The 22,323-nt window shown below is 65.4% G+C and carries 20 protein-coding genes; 10 read left to right on the top strand and 10 right to left on the bottom strand.

What is annotated here, in order from left to right:
- Positions 1-13 precede the first annotated feature (13 nt).
- The 10 genes from EPD66_RS18860 to EPD66_RS18815 all read right to left on the bottom strand — a co-directional run bounded on the left by EPD66_RS18860 (position 14) and on the right by EPD66_RS18815 (position 10,539).
- A complete protein-coding gene (locus EPD66_RS18860) occupies positions 14-1,249 on the bottom strand; it encodes a molybdopterin molybdotransferase MoeA (RefSeq protein ID WP_185961506.1) in 1,236 nt (411 codons plus the stop codon).
- A gap of 4 nt (positions 1,250-1,253) precedes the next feature.
- Positions 1,254-2,024, bottom strand: coding sequence for a molybdopterin-synthase adenylyltransferase MoeB (locus EPD66_RS18855; protein ID WP_255448580.1), 771 nt, complete (start codon positions 2,022-2,024; stop codon positions 1,254-1,256).
- A 10-nt stretch (positions 2,025-2,034) separates the two neighbouring features.
- Positions 2,035-2,328, bottom strand: coding sequence for a hypothetical protein (locus tag EPD66_RS18850; protein WP_142850060.1), 294 nt, complete (start codon positions 2,326-2,328; stop codon positions 2,035-2,037).
- Positions 2,329-2,350: 22 nt separating this feature from the next.
- Positions 2,351-2,605 (bottom strand): MoaD/ThiS family protein, encoded by a 255-nt coding sequence (locus EPD66_RS18845; protein WP_142850059.1) that lies wholly within the window; start codon positions 2,603-2,605, stop codon positions 2,351-2,353.
- 5 nt (positions 2,606-2,610) lie between these two features.
- Complete coding sequence (locus EPD66_RS18840) at positions 2,611-3,936, bottom strand: NAD(P)/FAD-dependent oxidoreductase (protein WP_142850058.1); 1,326 nt, start codon at positions 3,934-3,936, stop codon at positions 2,611-2,613.
- A gap of 75 nt (positions 3,937-4,011) precedes the next feature.
- Positions 4,012-5,862 (bottom strand): aldehyde ferredoxin oxidoreductase family protein, encoded by a 1,851-nt coding sequence (locus tag EPD66_RS18835; RefSeq protein WP_142850057.1) that lies wholly within the window; start codon positions 5,860-5,862, stop codon positions 4,012-4,014.
- 15 nt (positions 5,863-5,877) lie between these two features.
- Positions 5,878-6,354: a 4Fe-4S dicluster domain-containing protein gene (locus EPD66_RS18830; protein WP_142850056.1), complete on the bottom strand. Its 477-nt coding sequence runs from the start codon at positions 6,352-6,354 to the stop codon at positions 5,878-5,880.
- Positions 6,355-6,498: 144 nt separating this feature from the next.
- Entirely contained in the window at positions 6,499-7,182 is a 684-nt protein-coding gene (locus EPD66_RS18825; protein WP_142850093.1) for a response regulator transcription factor, read from the bottom strand.
- Between the two features lie 116 nt (positions 7,183-7,298).
- Positions 7,299-9,782: a PAS domain S-box protein gene (locus EPD66_RS18820; RefSeq protein WP_142850055.1), complete on the bottom strand. Its 2,484-nt coding sequence runs from the start codon at positions 9,780-9,782 to the stop codon at positions 7,299-7,301.
- Between the two features lie 94 nt (positions 9,783-9,876).
- Positions 9,877-10,539 carry a hypothetical protein gene (locus EPD66_RS18815; protein WP_142850054.1) on the bottom strand — a complete coding sequence of 221 codons (663 nt, stop codon included), beginning with the start codon at positions 10,537-10,539 and terminating at the stop codon, positions 9,877-9,879.
- A 120-nt stretch (positions 10,540-10,659) separates the two neighbouring features.
- Between EPD66_RS18815 and EPD66_RS18810 the strand changes: the two genes are divergently transcribed.
- The 10 genes from EPD66_RS18810 (at position 10,660) to EPD66_RS18765 (ending at position 22,320) form a co-directional block, all read left to right on the top strand.
- The gene (locus tag EPD66_RS18810) at positions 10,660-11,367 is read left to right on the top strand and encodes a hypothetical protein (protein ID WP_221931029.1); all 708 of its coding nucleotides are present in this window, start codon (positions 10,660-10,662) and stop codon (positions 11,365-11,367) included.
- Between the two features lie 103 nt (positions 11,368-11,470).
- On the top strand, positions 11,471-12,727 hold the full coding sequence (locus EPD66_RS18805) for a cytochrome P450 (protein ID WP_142850052.1): 1,257 nt from the start codon (positions 11,471-11,473) through the stop codon (positions 12,725-12,727).
- A 126-nt stretch (positions 12,728-12,853) separates the two neighbouring features.
- On the top strand, positions 12,854-13,825 hold the full coding sequence (locus EPD66_RS18800) for a PstS family phosphate ABC transporter substrate-binding protein (RefSeq protein WP_142850051.1): 972 nt from the start codon (positions 12,854-12,856) through the stop codon (positions 13,823-13,825).
- Between the two features lie 70 nt (positions 13,826-13,895).
- Complete coding sequence (locus EPD66_RS18795) at positions 13,896-16,478, top strand: ABC transporter permease subunit (protein ID WP_185961504.1); 2,583 nt, start codon at positions 13,896-13,898, stop codon at positions 16,476-16,478.
- A 15-nt stretch (positions 16,479-16,493) separates the two neighbouring features.
- Entirely contained in the window at positions 16,494-18,248 is a 1,755-nt protein-coding gene (pstA, locus tag EPD66_RS18790; protein ID WP_142850050.1) for a phosphate ABC transporter permease PstA, read from the top strand.
- Positions 18,249-18,260: 12 nt separating this feature from the next.
- The gene (gene pstB, locus EPD66_RS18785; RefSeq protein ID WP_142850049.1) at positions 18,261-19,088 is read left to right on the top strand and encodes a phosphate ABC transporter ATP-binding protein PstB; all 828 of its coding nucleotides are present in this window, start codon (positions 18,261-18,263) and stop codon (positions 19,086-19,088) included.
- 23 nt (positions 19,089-19,111) lie between these two features.
- The gene (gene phoU, locus EPD66_RS18780; protein WP_142850048.1) at positions 19,112-19,846 is read left to right on the top strand and encodes a phosphate signaling complex protein PhoU; all 735 of its coding nucleotides are present in this window, start codon (positions 19,112-19,114) and stop codon (positions 19,844-19,846) included.
- A 6-nt stretch (positions 19,847-19,852) separates the two neighbouring features.
- Positions 19,853-20,551: a response regulator gene (locus EPD66_RS18775; protein ID WP_142850047.1), complete on the top strand. Its 699-nt coding sequence runs from the start codon at positions 19,853-19,855 to the stop codon at positions 20,549-20,551.
- Positions 20,552-20,614: 63 nt separating this feature from the next.
- Positions 20,615-21,634 (top strand): AI-2E family transporter, encoded by a 1,020-nt coding sequence (locus EPD66_RS18770; protein ID WP_185961503.1) that lies wholly within the window; start codon positions 20,615-20,617, stop codon positions 21,632-21,634.
- 20 nt (positions 21,635-21,654) lie between these two features.
- Positions 21,655-22,320, top strand: coding sequence for an RluA family pseudouridine synthase (locus tag EPD66_RS18765; protein WP_142850045.1), 666 nt, complete (start codon positions 21,655-21,657; stop codon positions 22,318-22,320).
- Positions 22,321-22,323: the final 3 nt, after the last annotated feature.

The following is a 22,323-nucleotide window of genomic DNA, read 5'->3' as shown; positions in this document are numbered from 1 at the left end:
GCCTGCCCCTTGCTCAGCGCAACAGGGCATCGAGGGGCAGGAACGGCACGGAATCGCCCTCATCCACCGCACGGTCTTCGGCGATATCGACCAATCCGTCCATGCTGGACAGCGAGGCGATCATGCCACCTGGGCTCTTGTCGATGACAACGCGGCCGTCCTCGATGCGCGCGGGCAGGAACTGACGGCGGATATCCTTGCGGCGCATCTGGAAACCGGCAGGCAGGCCAAGGGCCTTGGGCAGGGCCGGTGCGGCCGATCCGGCCATATGGGCGAGAAGGGGACGGGCGACCACCAGGGCCGTGGCGAGGGCGGCGACCGGATGGCCCGGCAGGCCGAAGAAACTGGCCGCGCCGATGCGGCCATAGGCCAGCGGCCGTCCGGGCTTCAGGGCGAGACGGCGGCTTTCCAGGCGGCCCAGGGCCTTGATGCTGGGGCGCACATGATCCTCGCCTCCCTCGGCCACGCCGCCGGTGGTGAGGACGGCGTCGTAACGGCTGGCGGCTTCGCCGAAGGCCTGGCGGATGACATCGGCCTTGTCGGGCAGATGACCCAGATCTGCGACCTCGTGCCCCAGCATGTCGAGCAGGGCGACCAGGGCCGGACGGTTGCTGCTCCAGACCTGTCCGGGGGACAGGGGATGTCCCGGCTCGACCAGTTCATCGCCGGTGGAGAAGACGGCGACGCGCAGGCGGCGGCAGACGTCCAGGCTGTTCCGCCCGGCGGCAGCGGCGACGGCGATGTCCTGGGGACGCAGCTTGTGCCCTTTGGTCAGCAGCACTTCGCCCGGCTTCATGTAATGTCCGGCGGGACGGACGAAGCTTTCGCGCGGCAGGTCGGGCGGCAGGGTGACGACGCGGCTGCCGTCCTCCTGCTCGAGTGTGCAGACTTCCGTCATGGCGACGCAGTCCAGACCCGTCGGCACGGCTGCGCCGGTGAAGATTTCCACGGCGCATCCGGCGGGAACGCTGTCCTTCAGGGGATGACCGGCGGCGATGCGGGCGAAGACGGGCAGACGGGTGGGGCCGTCGGCGGCCAGATCGGCGCGGCGGAAGGCGAAGCCGTCGCGCATGGAGGTCGCGCTATCGGGCGAAGCGATGGGCGAGATTACATCCTCGGCCAGCACGCGCCCCACCGCCTGGCGCAGGGGCAGGGTTTCGGTTCCATTGACGGCGGGGGCCTCGGCGGCGGCGTCGCGCAGGAAATCCTCCAGCCGCAGCAAACCGGAGGGGGGGATGGAGCAGTTCATCACCTTACTTGCCCTCGCCGCAAGCCGGGCAGGCGGGGTTCCATCCCAACTTGATGGTGTTGAAGCTGGCTTCCTTGCCCTCATAAAGGAGCAGGCGCCCGGCCATGGACTCGCCCAGGCCCAGCAATTCCTTCAAAACCTCGACCGCCTGCAGGGTGCCGATCACTCCCGCGACGGCGCCGAAGATGCCCGCCTGGGCGCAGCGGGGCACGGTATCGGGATCGGGAGGGGTGGGAAAGATGCAGCGGTAGCAGGGTGCGCGCCTGCCGTCATCCAGATGCCGCCCAGGGCGCAGGGTGGTCAATTGGCCGTCGAACCGCAGCAGCGCGCCCGAGACCAGCGTCTTGCCTTGCTCCAGGCAGATATCGTTGAGCAGGTAGCGGGTGTCGAAATTGTCGCTGCCGTCGACGACGATGTCATAGGCGCCGACCAGGGCGGCGGCGTTTTCGGGCGTCAGGCGGGTAGGGTGGGTTTCTACCGTGATGCCGGGATTGAGCGCCGCCAAGGCGGTGGCGGCACTCGCCACCTTGGGCTGGCCCAGGCGTTCGGTGGTATGGGCGATCTGGCGTTGCAGGTTGGTCAGGTCCACCACATCGTCATCCACCAGCCCCAGCCGCCCGACACCGGCGGCGGCCAGATAGAGGGCGACGGGAGAGCCGAGACCGCCCATGCCGATGATCAAGGCACTGGAAGCCAGCAGCTTTTCCTGCCCCTCTTCGCCCACCTCGTCCAGGATCATGTTGCGGGCATAGCGGTGGAATTGCTCGTCGTTCATCTCTAAGGCCTTATCCTCCGCCGCGCTGGAACACGCGGTCGAATTCCCTGACGAAGGCATCGCGGTCCGGCGCGTCCCAGCCGTCGAAGGCCAGGGTGACGAGGCAGCGGGGCAGGGCCAGCGTGGCCGACAGGCGCCGGGGCGGCGCCGGTTCGGCCCGGATGACCAGCCGCCGCCCGTCCGCCTGCTCGACCACCGCTCCGTCCGCTTGCAGGCGGTGGGGCAGGTGGCGCAGGGCCAGGGGCAGATGCCGCATGAACGCGCCCAGGCTGATCGACATGTCCCGCAGGACAGGCGCCGTCACCGTCGGTCCGTCCAGCCCTGTCTCAGCCGCCGGCCACGGGGGGCCAGATGGCAAGGCTGTCGCCTTCCTTGACCGGCGTTTCGGCGCGGGCCTCGGGATGGACGAAGATGCCGTTGAGCAGGACCAGGTGACACGACTTGGCGGGCAGGTTCATGGTCCGGATAATAGACCCGACCGTCGTGGTCTCGTCCACCTCAATCGCCATCTTGTTCTGATGGGCCTCGGGCGGCAGGAACTTGGCCAGCACGGAATAGAGCTTCAGGGTTGCCTGGGCCATGGCCGTCATCCCTGGATCCTGCCCACATAGGCCTCCATGAAGCGCTGGGGCTGGGCCAGCAGCACGTCCTTCCATTCGCCCAGCGGCACGCCGGTCTGGATCAGCCCGCGCAGGGCGCCGATATTCTCGGTCATGCCCACGGATTGGGCGCCGACAAGGCGGTCTTCCTCGAATTCCAGCCGTAGATAGCGCCAGCGTTCCTCGTCCACCAGCCGCACGGATTGGCCGCCCTTGCCCTCCCACACGCCGAAGGAACTGGAGATCAGGCCCAGCGTGTCGAGGACGTTCATGTTCAGGCTGCCGACGAAGGCCATCTCGTGGCCGGTCATGTTATAGGCGGCGACGCGGCCATGCTCGGTTGCGGTGGGCTGGATGGCATGGACGTGGAATTCGCGGCTCATGATGTCCCGGCCCTGGCAGACGTCGCCGGCGGCATAGATGCCGGGATGGTTGGTGCGCAGATGGTCGTCCACCAGGATGCCCTGGTCGACGGCGAGGCCCGAGCCTTCGAGGAAGCCGATATTGGGCTTCACCCCCGCCGAGACGACGACCAGATGGGCGGCCAGGGTTTCGCCGTTGGACAATTCGACCCTCAGCCCGTCTTCGGGCTTGGCCCCATCTTCAGTACCGGCGGGAGTCACGGCATCGATCAGGCGCGAGAGGATGCCGGGCTTGTCCTCTTCTTCCTTGTTTCCCGCCGGGTGGATGCTGGTGATACGGGTGCCGGTGCGGACATGCACGCCCTTGGCCTCGCACCAGTTGCGCAGCATGTTGCCGGCGGTCTCGTCCATCATGCGGGGCACCATGCGGTCGCCCATCTCCACCACGGTCAATTCCACGTCGCGCATGGCCAGGGCTTCCAGCACGATGGTACCGACGAAGCCCGCGCCCATCAGCACGACATGCGAGCCGGGCGTCGCCAGTTCGGCGATGCGGCGGGCGTCCGCCAGCGTCCAGCAGGTATGGACGCCGGGCAGGTCCAGGCCGGGAATGGGCGGGCGGATGGGGCTGGCGCCCGTGGCGATCAGAAGCTGGTTGTATTGCAGATGCCGTCCGTCATCGAGGACGACGGTATTGGAATTGGGATCGACGCGGGTGACGCGGCGCTGCACATGGTCGATGCGCAGGTTGCGGAAATGATCCGGGTCATGGCGCAGATGGGTGCCTTCCTCGCCGATCTTGCCGACCAGGTAGTAGGGGATTGCCATGCGCGAATAGGGGGGCTCGGGCTCGTCGCCGATCAGGGTGATGGTGCCGTCCGCGTCGAGCTTGCGGATGGTTTCCGCTGCGACCACGCCGGCCGGGCCGGCTCCGACGATCACGTAGCGCATTGTCCGCCTCCGGATATAGGGTTCATGGACAGGAGGAAGGCCGCCCGGCTGTCGCAACCGGGCGGCCGGAGGGGATCAGGCCATCGACAGGCGCTGCAGGGTCTGCGTGGTCGGCACGCCGTCGGGCGTCCAGCCGCGCAGCTCGTAATATTCCGGCAGCATCTTGTCCAGCCCGGCGACCAAGCCCTTGGCCGGGCCGGTCTTGGCCGCGTCCTTGAGCAGGCGCTTGGGCAGCGTGTCGTCGGCGGCGGTCAGGCCGGCGGCGAGGTTGTACTGGCGTTCCAGGTTCCAGATGCGCTCGCCCACCTCCAGCAGGTATTCCGCCGTCCATTCGCCCTCGCAGGCGGCGTCGATCTGCGGGGCGATGTTGTCGAGCGTCCAGGCGAAGGTCGAGAAGACGCACAGGCCGCTGGAATCCACCGCCGCCGTGGCATCCTGGAAGGCCTTGACCAGGGCCGCCTTGCCGTCGGTCTGCAGCGGATCGGTCTTGACCGGGATGCCCAGGATTTCCGACGAGACGGTATAGCTGCGCAGATGGCAGGCGCCGCGATTCGAGGTGGCGTAGGTCAGGCCCATGCCCTGGATGCCGCGCGGATCGTAGGCCGGGAATTCCTGGCCCTTGACGGTCATGGACAGATCGGGGCGGCCGTATTTCTCGCACAGGCGCTTGCTGCCCAGGCCCAGTTCGCGGCCGAAGCCCTCGGCCCTGCCGGTCAGCTCGACCATGGTGGTCAGGGCCTCGGCGGAGCCGAAGGTCAGCTCGACGCCGCCGGTCTGTTCCTTGGTGATCAGCCCCAGGTCGTAAAGCTCCATCGCCGCCGCCAGGGTGGCGCCGAAGGTGATCGGGTCGAGGGATTGCTCGTTGCAGACGAAATTGGCGAAGGTCAGGGCTTCCAGGTCGCTGACCCCGGTCGCCGCGCCCAGCGCCCAGGCCGCCTCGTATTCCAGGCCGCCCGAGGCGCCCCAGTATTCCGGCCGGTTGATGACGGTGTAATGGGTCTGGTCCAATTGCGAGACGCGGCCGCAGGCGATGGTGCAGGCGAAGCAGCCCTGGTTGGTCTTGAGGTTGGTCTGGCCGTCGGTCTTGCGCGGCGTCGCCATCGCTTCGGCCGAGATGTCGTGGGCGCCTTCGAACTGCACGTCGCGGAAATTGCGCGTCGGCAGGGCGCCGGTCTCGTTGATGACGTTCATCAGCACCTGCGTGCCATGGGCCGGCAGGCCCTGGCCGGTGACAGCATTCTCCGCCAGCACCCGCTTCTGCTCGGTGGTGACCTGCATGAAGCGCAGCGGGTCCTTGACCCTGACGCCGCGCGTGCCGCGGATGGCCACCGCCTTCAGGTTCTTCGAACCCATCACCGTGCCCACGCCGGACCGTCCGGCGGCGCGGTGCAGATCATTGACGACGCAGGCATACATCACGCCGCGCTCGCCCGAGACACCGATCGTGGCGACACGCAGCATCGGGTCCTGGTGCTTGGCCTTCAGGCCCTCGTCGGTTTCCCACACCGACTTGCCCCAGAATTCCGAGGCATCCATCAGCTTCGCCGTCTCGTTCTCGACCAGCAGATAGACCGGCTTGGGCGCGCGGCCTTCAAAGATGATCATGTCCCAGCCGGCATTCTTCATCTCGTTGCCGAAATGGCCGCCGGAATTGGAACAGGCGATGGCATTGGTCAGCGGCCCCTTGGTGATGATGGAATAGCGGCCGCCGGTCGAGGCCATGGTGCCGGTCAGCGGGCCGGTGGCCATGATCATCTTGTTGTCGGGCGACAGCGGATCGACCTTGGGATCGGTTTCCTCGGCCAGGTATTTCGTGGCCAGCCCGCGCTGGCCGAGATATTCGCGCGCCCATTTCATGTTGAGGGGCTCGCTCTTGCAGGTGCCTTCGGTCAGGTTGACGCGCAGAATTTTGCCAGTCCAGCTCATCTCTCAGGCCCTCTCTCAGGCAACCACGGGGGCGTTGTCGGTCTTGGCGGCCCAGGCCCTCATCCTCTCGTAGCCGGTTTGCTCGGCGTCGATATAGGTGATGGCGTTGGTGGGGCATGCCGTGGCGCAGGCGGGATTGCCGCCGCACAGGTCGCATTTCACGACCTTGCCGGTATCGACATTGTAGTTCACCGTGCCGAAGGGACAGGCGATGGTACAGACCTTGCAGCCGACGCAGTGGTTGTCATGAACGATCTTGGCGCCGGTCCTGGCGTCCAGCGTGATGGCCCCAACGGGGCAGGCGGTCTTACACCATGCCTGTTCGCATTGGGTGCAGGTATAGGGCACGAACCGCGCTTCCGTGTGGAAGTCGAATACCCGGATGCGGGATTTCGCCGGGTTGAAGACGCCTTCCTTCTCGAAGGAGCATGCCATTTCGCATTGGCGGCATCCGGTACATTTTCCGGGATCGATAAGCAGCGCTTTTTGCATTGGTTCCTCCCCGCGGTCTCGATTCAGGCGGAATCAGGGTCATCTGTCATCAGACGATGCCCCATGATGAGAGTCGGGAAGGCTGAACGAAATAGTACTTTGGTCGCCCATGACGTGGGTCAACCGGAGGGTCCGGCCGGGAAATCAGGCCTGGAGGGGATGCAGTTCCCAGCCCGAGGACAGGGCGATCCGTACCGCCTGGGCGCGGTTGGCGGCGCCGATCTTGCGGTAGACGTTGCGCAGGTGGATCTTGATGGTGATCTCCTGCAGGTCGAGTACCCGGGCGATTTCCTTGTTGGTATGGCCCTGGATCAGATAGCCCAGGATCTCCGCCTCGCGGTTGCTGAGCGCGGACAGGGGCGATTCGCCCTCGGCACGGCGGCCATTGGCCGCGGCAGAGGTCAGGATGGGAGGGCTGTCGGAAATCTCGTCGTCGGAGAAGACGGAGGAGGGCAGGAATTTCTCGCCCGACAGGACCAGGCGCAGGGCATTGATCATGCCCGCGCCGCTGATGGTCTTGGGGATGTAGCCGGCCGCGCCGGCGCGGATGGCGGCCAGGACGTCGTCGCGGTGGATATGGCCGGTCAGGATGACCACCGGCACGCCGGGCACTTCCCGGCACAGCCGGACCACGCCGTCCAGGCCCTTCATGCCCGGCATCTTGAGGTCCAGCAGGACCAGGCGCAAGGCCGTGGCGCCGGCGGCGACTTCCAGGGCCTCGTCCAGCGTGGCGGCCTCCAGCACTTCGGCATCGCCGCTTAATTCATGCAAGAACGGCTTCAAGCCCTCGCGGACAAGATTATGGTCGTCCGCAATCAGGATCTGCATGCCGCTCACCCGTTCTTCTCCTAGCCTTATGGAAGGTCGATCAGCCTCTCCTAAAGTATAAGCCGCGCCTCGAAGGGCACGCAACCCGGGGATAGTTCCCTTAGCAAAAATAAGTATTATGCAGGCGGGCGACTCAGGCGTTCCACCTCTTGGGCCAGGGCCGCCAGGCTGACCGGTTTTTTCAATAGAGTCAGCCGGTCATCCTCGCCATGACGGCCCAATTGCTCGGTTGCTCCCATATGCCCGGTGACCACAACTATTGGCTGTAAAGGGTCGATATCGCGAAGATGATCGATTAACATCTCACCATCCATGTCGGGCATTCTGAGATCGGTCACGACCACATCGGCGGGGTCGTTCCGGTAGACCTCCCAGGCCTCGCGCCCGTTATGCGCGATCGAGATGCGGTAGCCCAGTTCGCCCAGGAAGTGAGCCATGGTTTCGACGGCCAGGGGTTCGTCATCGACCAGCAGTACATGGGTGGCTTCGGTCCCGGCGGAGGGAAGGGGCTGGGTGGCGCAATCGGCGGCAAGCAGCCCGCAATCGGCGGCGCGCGGCAGGGTGAGCACGAAGCACGATCCGGAACGGCCGGGCAGGGCTTCCAGACGCCCGCCCATGGAGGTGGCGATGCCGAAGCTGACGGACAGGCCGAGCCCGGTACCATGGCCCACCGGCTTGGTGGTGAAGAAGGGCTCGAACAGGCGGTCCAGCACGTCCGGCGGGATGCCGATGCCGTTGTCGCAGACCTCGACCCGCAACATGCCGTCGGCCCCGGCGGCGGCCTTCAGCGAGATGAAGCCGCGATGGCCGGGTTGTTCCTCGCGGCGCTGGCGGATGGCATCCACCGCATTGGCCAGCAGGTTGAGGATCACCTGTTCCAGCTGCACCGGCCGCCCGCTGACCGGCCAGGGGGCTGAGGGGAAGGCCAGTTGGACGGCGATGTCGTGGCTTTCGGCCTGATGGGCCATCAGCTGCACGGCGGATTGCAGGACGAGGATAGCGTCGAAGACCTCGACGGGGGCGGTGTCCTTGCGGCTGAAGATGCGGATATGGTCGATGATCTCGGCCATGCGTCCGGCCTGGGCCTCGATCATCGAGAATTGCGTGCGCTGGAAGTCGTGATTGGCCTTGCCCCGGTCCATGAACATCAAGGTCGCTTCCGCCGCCATGCGAATGACATTGATGGGTTGGCTCAGTTCATGGGCCATGCCCGCCGCCATCTCGCCCAAAGTCGCCAGCTTGGCCGTCTGCACCAGCTGGGCCTGGACCTGCCTGCGTTCGGTGATGTCGCGGGCGACGATCAGGCGGGCGCACTCGCCATGGAAATGGATCTCCGTTCCCACCACCTCGACGGGGAATTCCTGGCCGCCATGACGCACGAAGGACATCTCGCGCGGTACCTGGGCATAGGCGCCGCGTTCGATCAGGGGCAGGATCTGGGGGTGATGGCGCGGGTGGAGGAAGCTGGCGAGATGCCGCCCGACCAAGCGGTCGCAGGGAGGCAGATGCAGCAATTGCTCGGCCTTGGCATTGGCGAACAGGATATTGCCGTGGCGGTGGACGAGCACGGCGTCGGGCAGCAATTCCACCAGCGAGCGGTAGCGGGCCTCGCTTTCCTTGAGACGCCGCTCGGCGCGCGCCCGCTCGGCCTCGACCCGGCAGGTATGAATGCCGTAGGAAAGATTCTGGGCCAGATCGCCCAGCAGCCGAACTTCCTTGTCGTCGAAGGCATCGATATCGGTGGCATAGAGGATCATGGCGCCGATCGGCAGACCCTGGACGATCAGCGGCAGGGCGATGGTCGAGCGGAAGCCATGGCGCAGGGCGGCCTGGCGCCAGGGGGCGAAGGATGTCTCGGTGGCGATGTTGCGGGCGATCTGCATGCGGCCGCTGCGGATCGCCCGGCCTGCCGGACCCCGGCCCCTGGGATCGTTCTCCGACCAGGTGATGTCGGCTTCGTGGATATAGCTTTCATCCCTGCCGGCGACCGCCATGGCTTCGACCGGCTGGCCCGGCGTATGGCGGGCATAGCCGACCCAGACGAGGGGATAGCCGGCGATGTCATGGGCGAGGCGGCAGACCTCGTCGAGCAGCGAAGCCTCGTCCTTGGCCCGCACCAGGGCTTCGGACACGCGGGTCAGGGCGGTCATGGCGCGGTTGACGCGCAGCAATTCCCGTTCGAAATCCCCGAACCGCCGGGCGCTGCGGCCCAGGGCCTGTTCCAGCGTCACCGCTTCCGAATCGTCGGAAACGAACAGGGCCAGCGCGTTGTCGAAACATCGCAGGCGGAACGTCGCCGAATAGCGGGAGCCGTCACGTCGACGCCGCTTGCCGTAATGGAGGATTTCCTCGCGCTCGCCCTGGCGCAGGGAGCGGAACAGGTGGTCCATTTCCTGCGACGGGGGCAGCAGGTCGGCGAGATTAAGCCCGCATAATTCCTTCAGATCGTAGCCGCTGCGCCGGATGGCGGTGCGGTTGGCCCAGGTGACGCACAGGCTGGCGCCGTCCAGCAGGAAGACTTCTTCGGCAACCTCTTCCAGCACATTGCGCATGAGGGCGTCCGGCTGATCCGCCGGGCAGGCTTCCGTCTTGATCATCATTCCCCTTGAACCGCCCCAGCGAGACACGGCCCAGCATCTCGAAAATGTAATCTAGACTATCGCGTTGCTTCGGCGCCACCGGCATAGGACTTGCTTATACTCTGGTATTAGGAACGATATTGTTGAAGAAATCGTGATCGTCGATGTCGCGGAGCGCCGTCAAGGGACGTCCGTCTTCGTCAATCAGGCCCAGGGCCTGCAGCAGCGCCACCATGCGCAGGAAATGCGTGCGGTTCTCGGGCCGGTCGCCGCCCTCGAACCAATTCTGTTCCATATAGGCGAGGATGGCAGGATGCCCCAGCTCGGCCTCCCACAGGATGCCCAGCAGCGAGGACAGGGCCTCTTCGATGTCGCGTTCGACGCCGTCCAGGCGCTGGCAGGCATTGGCTTCCTCGATCAGGCCGCTTTCCGGCCCCGCGCCCAGGCCGAAATCGGGAAGCGAGCGGCGGCCGGGGGCGGCAAGCTGGTAATGGGCCACTTCATGGATCAGCACGCTCGGCTCGGTGCGGATGCGCACGGCCTTGCCGTCCCAGCTATAGGCCTGGGCCGGTTCCTCGTCCACCATGGGCAGGCCGAAGCGGCGGCACAGCTCCACCGCCTCGGCATGACGCTGCGCCTCGCTGCTTTCCTGTTCCAGCCCGACCGTCCCCGCGATGCGGGCGAAGATCGAGGCGGCAGGCTCGATTCCGCCGAGGGTCGCCTGGAAACGGGCAATCAAAAGAGGCAGTTCGTTGGTGGAAATGGGCGTGAGAATCATTGTCCTGGTATCCGCATTGGCACTGCGGGAATATAGCTAGCTCAGTCGGGCGATTTCCGCCACCTTTCCTCCATAATCGGCGGGCATTGTTCAGGTGTGTTCAGGCGAAGGGACAAGGTGATGGCGATGTGGGGACGGATGAAGACGGCAGGCAAGGCGTTGCTCCTGGCGGGCGGATTGTGTCTGGCCGGGGCCGGTCTGGCCATGGCGCAGCCCGTCGACAAGGTCACCCAGCCGGCCATCGAGATTCTCGATCCGCAGATCAGCTACACCGCCGATTTCTGGTTCTCCGACGGTGCCGGTAACCGCCAGAGGGGCGTCGTCCATCACGTACCGGGCCGCGAGCGGCGCGAGGTGACGATGCGCGACGGCAGCCGTCAGGTGCTGCTGGTGCGCCGCGACGAGGGCCAGGCCTATCTGCTGATGCCCAATCAGAGATGGTATCTCGGCCTGGGCTACGAGGCGGCGGCGCAACTGGCCGGAGGGCTGGAGACCATGACCATCACCCGCCGCGCCATCGGCCCCGACGAAGTGGACGGCGTGCCCGCGACCCGCTACGAGGCGACCGGCGAGGGGCCCCAGGGCCGCTTCACCGGCGATCTGTGGCTGAGCGAGGAAGGCATCCTGCTTCAGGCGGCGGGCAGCGTCACCGTGGACGGGCGGGTCAAGACCTTCGAGACCGGCCTGACCAATCTGCGCAAGGGGAGTGTCCAGGCCGATCTGTTCGACCTGCCCGACGGCTGGTCGGGGCTGCAATTGCGCAATCTCAGCCCCGAGCAGATCGAGCAGGCGGTGCGCATGATCGCGATGATGAACAGCCGCCGCTGACGCCGGTTGCCTTAGGGCAAAAGGAGAAGAGCGGTTGCAGCGCCGCCGCCTTTCCTCCCACTTCTGACGCCAGTAGGGTGACCTCATTCATGGGGAAGGGCTGGTGTCACAGATTCCCAGGGATACGGCGTTCGACAGTACCTTGGCCTTGCTGAGCGAAGCCTATCGGTTCATTCCGAACCGCTGCCGCCGCTATCGAAGTGACCTGTTCGAAACCCGCCTGATGCTGCAAAAGGCCGTTTGCATGAGCGGCGAGGACGCCGCGCGGGTCTTCTATGACGGCGACCGGTTCACCCGGCAGCGCGCCATGCCGCCGACGACCCTGATGCTGCTGCAGGATCTGGGCAGCGTCCAGATGCTGGACGGAGAGGATCATCGCTGGCGCAAGCGCATGTTCATGTCGCTGATGACGCCGGATTCCATCCGGCGGCTGGGAGAGCTGGCGAGCGAGGAAGCACGACTGTCCCTGAAGGAGTGGGAAAGGAAGGGCGAGGTCGTCCTGCACGAGGAGATGCAGGACATCTTGTGCCGCGCCGTCTGCCGCTGGGCGGGGCTGTCGATGAGCCTGCCCGAGAGCAGGGAAAAGGCCCGCGAATTCGGCGCCATGATCGACGGGGCCGGTGCCGTCGGGCCGCGCAACTGGAAAGGCATGCGGTTGCGCAACCGGACGGAGCGTTGGGCGCGGGGGCGGATCGAGGGAATACGCGCGGGCAAGGTCAGGGTCACCGAGGACAGCCCGGCCGCCGTCATCGCCGCGCATCGGGACCGGCAGGGGCGGCTGCTGGACGTCGCCGCGGCGGCGGTCGAGTTGCTCAACCTGTTGCGGCCGACGGTGGCCGTGGCGCGCTTCGTCGTCTTCGCCGCCTTGGCATTGCATGACCATCCCGGCTGGCGGACCCGGCTCGCCGAGGGGGACGAACAGGACCTCGAACATTTCGTGCAGGAGGTCCGCCGCTTCTATCCCTTCTTTCCGTTCATCGCCGGACGGGCGCGGGAAGCCTTCGACTGGAGGGGGTATCATTTCGTCAAGGACCGTTGGGTCATCCTGGATATCTACGGGACCCATCACGATCCGCGCGTCTGGTCCGAGCCCGACCTGTTCCAGCCCGACCGTTTTCGTGACTGGAACGGAAGCGCCTTTTCCCTCATTCCGCAAGGAGGCGGGGATCATTATTCAGGCCATCGCTGCCCCGGGGAATGGTTCACCATCGACCTGATGAAGCGCATGATCCGCCTGTTGGTCAGGGATATGGATTATGACGTGCCACAGCAGGATTTGAGCATCGATCTGTCACGCATGCCGACGATTCCGAAAAGTCGCTTCCGGATTGCCCATGTGCGCCCTAGGGTTGCTATGTAACAGTAGTTTCACAGAACCGTCGTCAAGCTGTCATACCCCATAAGTATAAGAGCCGCGTGGCGAGCCGTCGGGTCTCGCCGAAGCGATCCCGCCCAAAGAGGGGCGAATGTTGGGAGATATGACCAGATGTTGAAGAAGACTCTCGCCGCGGCTCTGCTTGCCAGCGTGTCTCTGGGCGCCGTCGCTCAGGCCGCCTCCATCGACCCGGCGCTGCCGGACTACCAGCCGGTCAGCGGTGTGTCGGGCAACCTGAAGTCGATTGGTTCGGATTCGCTGAACAACCTGATGGCGCTCTGGGCCGAAGGCTATAGCGCCGTTTATCCCAACGTGAAGATCGAAATCGAAGGCAAGGGTTCGGGCACCGCTCCGCCGGCCCTGATCGCCGGTACCGCCCAGTTCGGCCCGATGTCGCGTCCGATGAAGTCGAACGAGATCGACGACTTCGAAAAGAAGTACGGCTATAAGCCGACCCCGATCCGCAGCGCCATCGACGCTCTGGCCGTCTTCGTCCACAAGGACAACCCGATCGAGTGCCTGACCCTGCAGCAGCTCGACGCCATCTTCTCGAAGACCCGCCAGGGCGGCCTCGACCAGGACATCACCACCTGGGGCGACCTGGGCATGACCGGCGAATGGGCCAGCCAGCCGATCTCGATGTATGGCCGTAACTCGGCTTCGGGCACCTATGGCTACTTCAAGGAAGTCGCCCTGTTCAACGGTGACTACAAGGACAGCGTGAAGGAACAGCCCGGTTCCTCGACCGTGATCCAGGGCATCGCCTCGGACAAGTACGGCATCGGCTATTCGGGCGTTGGCTACAAGACCGCCGACGTGCGCAGCGTTCCGCTGGCCGCCGCCCCCGGCGAGCCCTGCTATGACGCCACCGACGTCAACGCCGTTTCCGGCGATTACCCGATCGCCCGCTTCCTCTACATCTACGTCAACAAGAACCCGAACGAAGCCCTCGACCCGCTGCGCGGCGAGTTCATCAAGTATGTCTACTCGAAGCAGGGCCAGGAAGCGGTTGTGAAGGACGGTTACTTCCCCGTGTCCCACGAACTGGCCAATGACGATCTGAAGATCTTCGGCCTGAAGTAAGCAGCCTTTCCGGGGAGGCGGCGGGCGCTTGCGGCCCGCCGCCTTTTCGTCTCCCGTACTGGAGCGCTCCATGACCAATCAGCGGCTGCGCCAACGCGGCACCCGCCGTTCCGTCCTGATTGCCGACAAGATGGCCGACTGGACCATCACGGTCGGCGGCCTGCTCGTCATTTTTGCCGTTCTCGGCATCATGTTCTTTCTGGCCGAAGTGGTCGGCCCGCTGTTCGGCGGGGGCAAGGTGGAGGGGCATCGTTCCTACCAACTGACGGCCATGGACGACGCCGTTTTCGTCAATACCGACGAATACCGCACGATGTCGGTTCGCGTTTCCGCTGACGGCCGGGTGGAGAGCTTCCATCTGGCGACCGGCACGCCGCTAGTGGCTACTCAACTGGATTTCGACGGACACAAGGCGACGGCGGTCGGGGCGACCGTGCAGCGCAACGACGTGGCTTTCGGCTTCGATGACGGGACCGTGCGCTTCGGGCAGGTGGCCCTGCGCGCCGAAGTCCTGACCGAACAGATGCTGCCGCAGGGCCTGCGTCCCCTGAGCGAAACCGACCTCACCGATGGCGAGGCGGTCTATACCTCCATTCCGGGCAATCAATTCCGCAAGGTCTATCTGGACCTTGTCCTGGACGAACCGCAGGTCGTGTCCGAGAGCGGCGCGGCCATCGTCGCCATCGATTACCGCATGGGCGGATCAGTGGAGCGGCCCACGCGGTCCTTCGTCACGGTGGATGCCGACGGCATCGCCCGTCTCAGCCGTGCCGAGACGCGCATCAATCTGATGACGCGCGCGGCCACCACCAATATCCGCACCAGCACCCTGCCGGCCCTGCCGGAAGGCATCCAGGCCTCGGCCGTGGCCATGACCACCCAGGCCGATCAGGTCTATGTCGCCGAGCGCAACGGCACGGTCTATCGCTTCGACACCCGTAACGTGGCCGAACCCACCCTGGCGGAAACCGTGCGCCTGACGCCCCAGGGCGTGGATCTCACCGTGATGGCCTTCCTCAATGGCGAGCAGGCGTTGTTCATCGGCGGCGCGGACGGTTCGGCCAATATCTGGTTCCGCCTGCAGATCGAAGGGGCGGCGACGCTGGACGGCTACAAGATGGTGCTGACCCGCGAACTGACGCCGCACGAGGCGCCGGTGACCGGTTTCGATTCCAGCATGCGGCGCAAGAGCCTGGTGACCAGCGATGCCGCCGGCAATGTCTGGTTCCGCCATGCCACCAGCGAGCAGGTGCTGTTGCAGGTCAAGCGCGACGGGGCTTCGGCGGAGGACCTGCTGATGCTGTCCCCGCGCGACGACGCGATGATCCTGCTGGGCCGGGACGGCGCCGATATCTGGAATATCCGCGTTCCCCATCCCGAGACCACCTGGCGCACCATCTTCGGCAAGGTCTGGTACGAAGGCTATCCCGAGCCGGGCTACACCTGGCAGTCCTCCTCGGGCAACGATACCTTCGAGCCCAAGTTCTCGCTGATTCCGCTGATCTTCGGCACCATGAAGGCGACCTTCTATTCGCTGCTCTTCGCCGTGCCGATCGCCCTGATGGGCGCCATCTATACCTCAGAATTCCTCCATCCCCGCCTGCGCGGTGCGGTCAAGCCGGTGATGGAGATGATGGAAAGCCTGCCGACCGTCGTCCTGGGGTTCATCGCCGCCCTGATCCTGGCCCCGCTGGTCGAGACCTGGATCGGCGCCATCATGCTGGTTTTCGTGGCGCTGCCGCTGTCGCTGATCGCGGCCGCCTATCTCTGGCAGATCCTGCCCCAGTCGACGGTGCTGCGCCTGCAGGGCGTGCCGAAATTCCTGTTCATGGGCGCGGTGGTGCTGTTCTCCTGCTGGCTGGCCTATATGGCCGGACCGGCCTTCGAATCCGCCTTCTTCGCCGGCGACCTGAAAGCCTGGACCACGGGCAATATCGGCTCGGGTACGCCCTTCATGTTCCTGCTGCTGCTGCCGCTGTCTTTCGCCGCACTGACCTTCGTCTTCAACCGCAGCATCGGCCATGCTTTCCGCCAGCGCCTGCGCGAGATGGACAAGAGCAAGGCCGGGGTCGTCGATGCCCTGCGCTGGCTGGCCATGCTGGCGGCGGCGGGGCTGGTCAGCTACGCCTTCGCCAGTCTGCTGGCAATGGTTGGCTATGACCCGCGCGGCGGGGTGGTGGACAGCTATGTCCAGCGCAACGCCCTGGTGGTCGGCTTCGTCATGGGCTTCGCCGTCATCCCCAACATCTACACCCTGGCCGAGGATGCGCTGAACGCGGTGCCGTCCTCGCTGCGCGCCGCCAGCCTGGCCTCGGGTGCCACCCCCTGGCAGACGGCCGTCTGGGTGATCCTGCCGACCGCCATGTCGGGCGTCTTCGCCGCCGTGATGATCGGCATGGGCCGCGCCGTGGGCGAGACCATGATCGTGGTCATGGCGGCTGGCAACACGCCGGTGCTGGACTGGAACATCTTCAACGGCTTGCGCACCCTCTCGGCCAATATCGCCGTGGAACTGCCCGAGTCGGTCAAGGACGGCACGCTCTACCGCATGCTGTTCCTGGCAGCCCTGTCCCTGTTCATCATGACCTTCTGCATCAACACCGTGGCGGAGGTGATCCGCCAGCGCTTCCGCAAGCGCGCCTTTCAGCTCTGATCCGGGGGAAGAGGAATGAGCATCTCTGTCGAGGAAAAGAGCCTCACCGGGGTTCCCGTCCCGGAGGTCACGGCCAAGCCGCGCAAGCTGCGCCATTACGGCACCGACCTGGCGGCGTCGGGCGAGCCCTTCCTGTGGGGATTGGGCGGCGCCCTGGCCTTGGGGATCCTGCTGATCCTGGGCTTCCTGACCCTGATCTTCTGGAATGGCGTGACCACCTTCTGGCCCAAGCCGATCAAGGTGGTGACGCTGACCGATGGCTCCTTGGTCGCGGGCGAGCCGCGGCGCGACGATCTCTATCGCGTCGGTGCCGAGGTTCTGGTGACCTTGCCGGAGGATGTCCGTGCGCAGATCGCCGCCAAGGACGGTTATGCCCACCGGGTGATGTACCGCATCGGCAATTACGACCTCTATAACGAGGATTTCCGCTGGGTCCCGGACTTCGTGGTGGAGAAGGTCGAAACGCCCAGGGACTTCTTCTTCTTCGAGCGCCAGGAATGGGGCCCCTTCATCGGCACCATCCAGAAGGTGACGGTGAATGGCCAGGAAACCGATCCCGCCGCTCTGGGCTTTGCCGGGATAACCTCCGAGCAGGAGAGGGCGCGCGAGCGCTGGCGCCAGATCCGCAAGATCGAGCGTTCCGATATCGGTGTGATCAACCATGAGATGGAGCAGATCCGCCTGAGGCTGCGCCGCATCGAATTGCGGCAGGGTGCCGACAGTCCGGAATTGCATGAGGCCCGCCTGCAGGCCGAGGCCCGCATGGCCGTCCTGCAGCAGGATTACGCCCGGCTGGCCGAACAGGCCGCCGCCATCCGCGCTGAAGACGCCAAGTTCTCCATCACCCTGGCCGAAGTGGGCGGGCGCGAGAAGGAAGTGCCGCTTTCGCAGATCGTGCGCTTCTATCCCGCCAACGACATGGGCCTGCTCCAGAAGGCCGGCGTCTATTTCTCCCGCTGGGGCGAGTTCCTGGGTGACGAGCCGCGCGAGGCCAATACCGAAGGCGGCATCCTGCCCGCCATCTTCGGCACCGTGGTCATGACCCTGCTGATGGTGGTGATCGTCGCCCCCTTCGGCGTCATTACCGCCCTCTACCTGCGTGAATACGCCAAGCAGGGCCGCCTGGTCTCGATCGTCCGCATCTCGGTCAACAACCTGGCCGGTGTGCCCTCCATCGTCTATGGCGTCTTCGGCGTCGGCTTCTTCGCCTATACCGTCGGCGGCTCCATCGACGCCATCTTCTATCCCGAACGCCTGCCCAGTCCGACCTTCGGCACGGGCGGCATCCTGTGGTCGGCGCTGACCCTGGCGCTGCTGACCGTGCCGGTGGTGATCGTCGCTTCCGAAGAAGCCTTGGCGGCGGTGCCCCGTTCCATGCGCGAAGGCTCGCTGGCCTGCGGCGCGTCGAAATGGCAGACCATCAAGCATGTGGTCCTTCCCCACGCCATGCCCGGTATCATGACCGGCCTGATCCTGGCCATGGCGCGCGGCGCCGGCGAGGTGGCGCCCCTGATGCTGGTGGGCGTGGTCAAGCTGGCGCCGGAACTGCCGATCGACGGCTTCTTCCCCTACGTCCACCTTGAACGCAGCTTCATGCATCTGGGCTTCCACATCTTCGACGTGGGCTTCCAGTCGCGCAATTCCGAAGCCGGCAAGCCCATGGTCTTCGTGACCACGCTGCTGCTGCTCGCCCTCATTGTCATGATGAACTCCTCGGCGATCTACATCCGCAATCGCCTGAAGAAGAAGTTCGTCAACGCCCATTTCTAGGAGCCTGCCCTCATGGCCGAAATCGCTCTCAACCCCGATGCTCCTGCCCAGGACAAGGTGGCCTACCATTTCCAGGAGGCTCCGGAGGGCACCATCATCGACATCGCCGACTTCAATCTGTGGTACGGCAAGTCCCAGGCCATCTTCGATGTCAATCTGAAGATCCAGAAGGGCCTGGTGACCGCCCTGATCGGCCCGTCGGGCTGCGGCAAGTCGACGCTTCTGCGGTCGCTCAACCGCATGAACGACCTGATCGACGGCCTGAAGATCGCGGGCCGGGTGACCATCGACGGCGAGGATATCTACCGCTCGGGCGTCGACGTCATCGCCCTGCGCAAGCGCATGGGAATGGTCTTCCAGAAGCCCAATCCCTTCCCCAAGAGCATTTTCGAGAATGTGATCTATCCGTTGCGCGTCGACGGCGTCACCGACCGGACCTACCTGGAAGAGGCCTGTGAACGGGCGCTGCAAGGGGCGGCCTTGTGGAAGGAGGTCAAGGACCGCCTGCACGAGAACGCCCTGGGCCTGTCGGGCGGGCAGCAGCAGCGCCTGTGCATCGCGCGCGCCATCTGCGCCGAACCGGAAGTGCTGCTGATGGACGAGCCCTGCTCGGCCCTCGATCCGATCGCGACCTCGAAGATCGAGGAACTGATCGACTCGCTGAAGGGCCATTACAGCATCGTCATCGTCACTCACTCCATGCAGCAGGCGGCGCGCGTCTCGCACAACACTGCCTTCATGTATCTCGGGCGGCTGGTGGAATACGGCCATACCGAGGCCGTCTTTACCGCTCCCCACAACCAACGCACGCTGGATTACGTCACCGGCCGATTCGGCTGAGGCGCGCAGCAGAGGAACAACCCATGTCTGGTGAATACATTCCCCATGTCGTCACGGCCTACGAGAACGAGCTGCGCGGGCTGGAGGAAGGCGTCTCGAAGCTGGGCGAGGCGGCAGCCCGTCAGATCGAGAATGCGGTCTCTGCGCTTGTAACCGGCGACGTTACCGACGCCCAGCGCATCATCGCCCAGGATAAGAACCTGGATGCTCTGGTCGCCGAGGCCGAGGGCGCCTGCATCCGCATCCTGGCCCTGCGCCAGCCGCATGCCGATGACCTGCGCCTGACCGTCTCCACGATAAAGGCTTGCAGCGAGGTGGAGCGGGCGGGGGATTACGCCAAGAACATCGCCAAGCGCATCGAGACGATCGCCAGCCTGCGGCCGGTCGGGCCGATGCGCGATATCCCCTATCTGATGGAATTGGCCGTCGGCAATCTGCGCAAGGCGGTCGGCGCCTTCGTCACCCGCGATCCCGGCTTGGCCGGTGAAGTGTGGAAGAACGATGCCGCGCTGGATGCGGCCTATACCGCCATCTTCCGCGACATCCTGACCTACATGGCCGAAGACAGCCAGTCCGTGACGGCCTGCACGCATCTGTTGTTCATCGCCAAGAACCTGGAGCGGGTTGGCGACCGCGCCACCAATATCGCCGAGCACGCCTATTATCTGGCGACCGGCCGTCAGTTCGAAGGCGAGCGTCCCAAAAGCGATCTGACCTCCAGTGCCGTGCCCGCGGCCCTGGATGGTGCGGAGGAGTAACATATCATGAAGCCCCTCATCCTGCTGGCCGAGGACGAAGCGGCCTTGGCCGGTATGCTGCGTTACAATCTGGAAGCCGAGGGTTACGAGGTGGCGGAGGCTGGGGATGGTGAAACTGCCCTCAAGCTGGCTTCGGAACGGCGTCCCGATCTCTGCATCCTCGACTGGATGCTGCCCGCGCTGTCGGGCGTCGAGGTCTGCCGTCAATTGCGCCGCCGCGATGAATTGCGGGAAGTCCCGGTCCTGATGCTGACCGCCCGGGACGAGGAAAGCGACAAGGTTCACGCCTTCACGCTGGGCGCCGACGATTACATGACCAAGCCCTTTTCCTTGCGGGAACTGGCGGCGCGTGTCCATGGCTTGCTGCGCCGCTCCCGCGTCGGGCGCCGCAGGGAAACCCTGATGGCCGGTGATATCGAGATGGACCTGACCGGACGCCGCGTGCTGCGCGACGGACGCTACATCCATCTCGGGCCCACCGAGTTCCGGTTGCTGCGCCATTTCATGGAAAGCCCCGGCTGCGCCTTCACCCGCCAGGACCTGCTGTCCTCGGTCTGGGGCACCGGCATCCATGTGGAATTGCGCACCATCGACGTGCATATCCGCCGCCTGCGCAAGGCCCTGACGGAGGTCGGCGGTGATCCCATCCGTACCGTCCGTGGGGTGGGATATGCCTTAGAAGTTGCACCGCTTCCCACAGAATAGAGGAAAAAAGTGTTTTTTCTCCCATCTCTTGCTTCGGGAGAAGCAAGAGATGGAGGGGGAGCCGTGCAAGAGAGACGGGGTGACGCACGGGCGGTGCTGCTGGCGGCAGCGGCAGCCGCCGGTTTGTTCCTGGCCTGGCAATTAAGCGAGGTCTTCATTCTGGCTTTCGGCGCGGTGGTCATGGCCGCCGTCTTCCGCGCCCTGGCCTTGCCGATCTCCCGGCGTACCCCCTTGCCCGAAGGTTGGGCGGTATTGCTCGTCGTTCTCGTTTTGGTGGCGGGGGTGCTGGCCTCGGGCTGGCTGTTCGGCAACCAGTTGATCGGCGAGGCGCGGGCCCTCATCGAATCCTTGCCCGAAGCCATCGAGGATCTGCGCGAGCAGCTGGAAGCGACCGGCATGGGGCGCAACCTGCTCGATGCTTTGCAGGACATGATCGAGGATGCGCCGGGTGCCTTGGGCAATCTGCGGCAGATCGCCACCGGCGCCCTGGGGGCCGCCACCACCCTGGCGCTGATCTTCTTCCTCAGCGTCTATCTCGCGATCAATCCCTCCCTTTACATCCGCGGCGTCGTCAATCTCTTCCCCAAGGCGGGACGGCAGCGGGTGCTGGACGCCATAGCCGAGGCCGGCGGCGACCTGCGGTCCTGGCTGGTGGGCCAGGCCATCGCCATGGTCTCGGTCGGGCTTTTGACCGGGCTGGGATTGTGGCTGCTGGATATTCCCTATGCCTTCGCCCTGGCCGTGGTGGCGGGAATTTTCGAATTCGTGCCCATCATCGGCCCCATCGCCGCCGCCGTGCCCGCCGTGCTGCTGGGCTTCGGTATGGGCGGGACGACCGGCCTGTGGGTGCTGGGCCTCTACATCGCCGTCCAGCAACTGGAAAGCAACCTGATCATGCCTGTCGCCCAGCGCTGGGCCGTGGCCCTGGCGCCCGGCGTGGGGCTGCTGGCGGTGGTGGCCTTCGGCCTGTTGTTCGGCATCCTGGGTGTCCTCTTCGCCACGCCGCTGGCCGTGGTGGCGGTGGCGATGGTGCGCAAGATGTGGGTGGAGGATACCCTGGGCGGGCCGCTGGAGAAGGACTGAGCAGCCTGTTATAAGGGGCCATGAGCCCTGACGAATTGCGCGCGCGCATCCTGCACAAGGATTCCAACCTGCTGATCCTGGACAAGCCGGCCGGTCTGGCCGTCCATGCCGGTCCCAGGACGCCTGTCCATCTCGAGGCCATGCTGGGCGCATTGGATTTCGGCCTTCGGCAGCCGCCCGCTTTGGTCCATCGCCTCGACCGCGACACGGCGGGATGCCTGGTGCTCGCGCGCCATCACAAGGCGGTGCGCCGCCTGGGGCGGCTGTTTGCCGCCGGTGCCGTGGAAAAGACCTATTGGGCCGTGGTCGAAGGGCGCCCGCCCGAGGAAGAGGGACGTATCGACCTGTCCTTGCGCAAGGTGACCGGCCGGGAGGGTTGGCGCATGGTCACCGATCCCGCCGGTCAGGCCGCCGTCACGGATTATGTTCTGCGCGGGACGGGGGATGGTCTGTCCTGGCTGGAACTCCATCCCCGTACCGGGCGTACCCATCAGATCCGCATTCATTGCGCCGCCCTGGGAATGCCGCTGCTGGGCGACCCGGTCTATGGCCGGGCCGGGCCGATGATGCATCTGCTCTCGCGCAAGGTGGCCGTTCCCTATTGGGAAGATCGTCCGCCGGTCACTGCCATCGCGCCGCCGCCCGTTCACATGGAAGCGGCCTTGCGGCAATGCGGGTGGGAATAGGGC

Origin of the sequence: Telmatospirillum sp. J64-1 (assembly GCF_006980715.1) — a bacterium.
In the GTDB taxonomy this organism is placed as follows: Bacteria; Pseudomonadota; Alphaproteobacteria; order Rhodospirillales; family Magnetospirillaceae; genus Oleiliquidispirillum; species Oleiliquidispirillum nitrogeniifigens.
The sequence above is the reverse complement of the archived record's forward strand: the minus strand, read 5'-3'. Positions and strand labels throughout refer to the sequence as shown.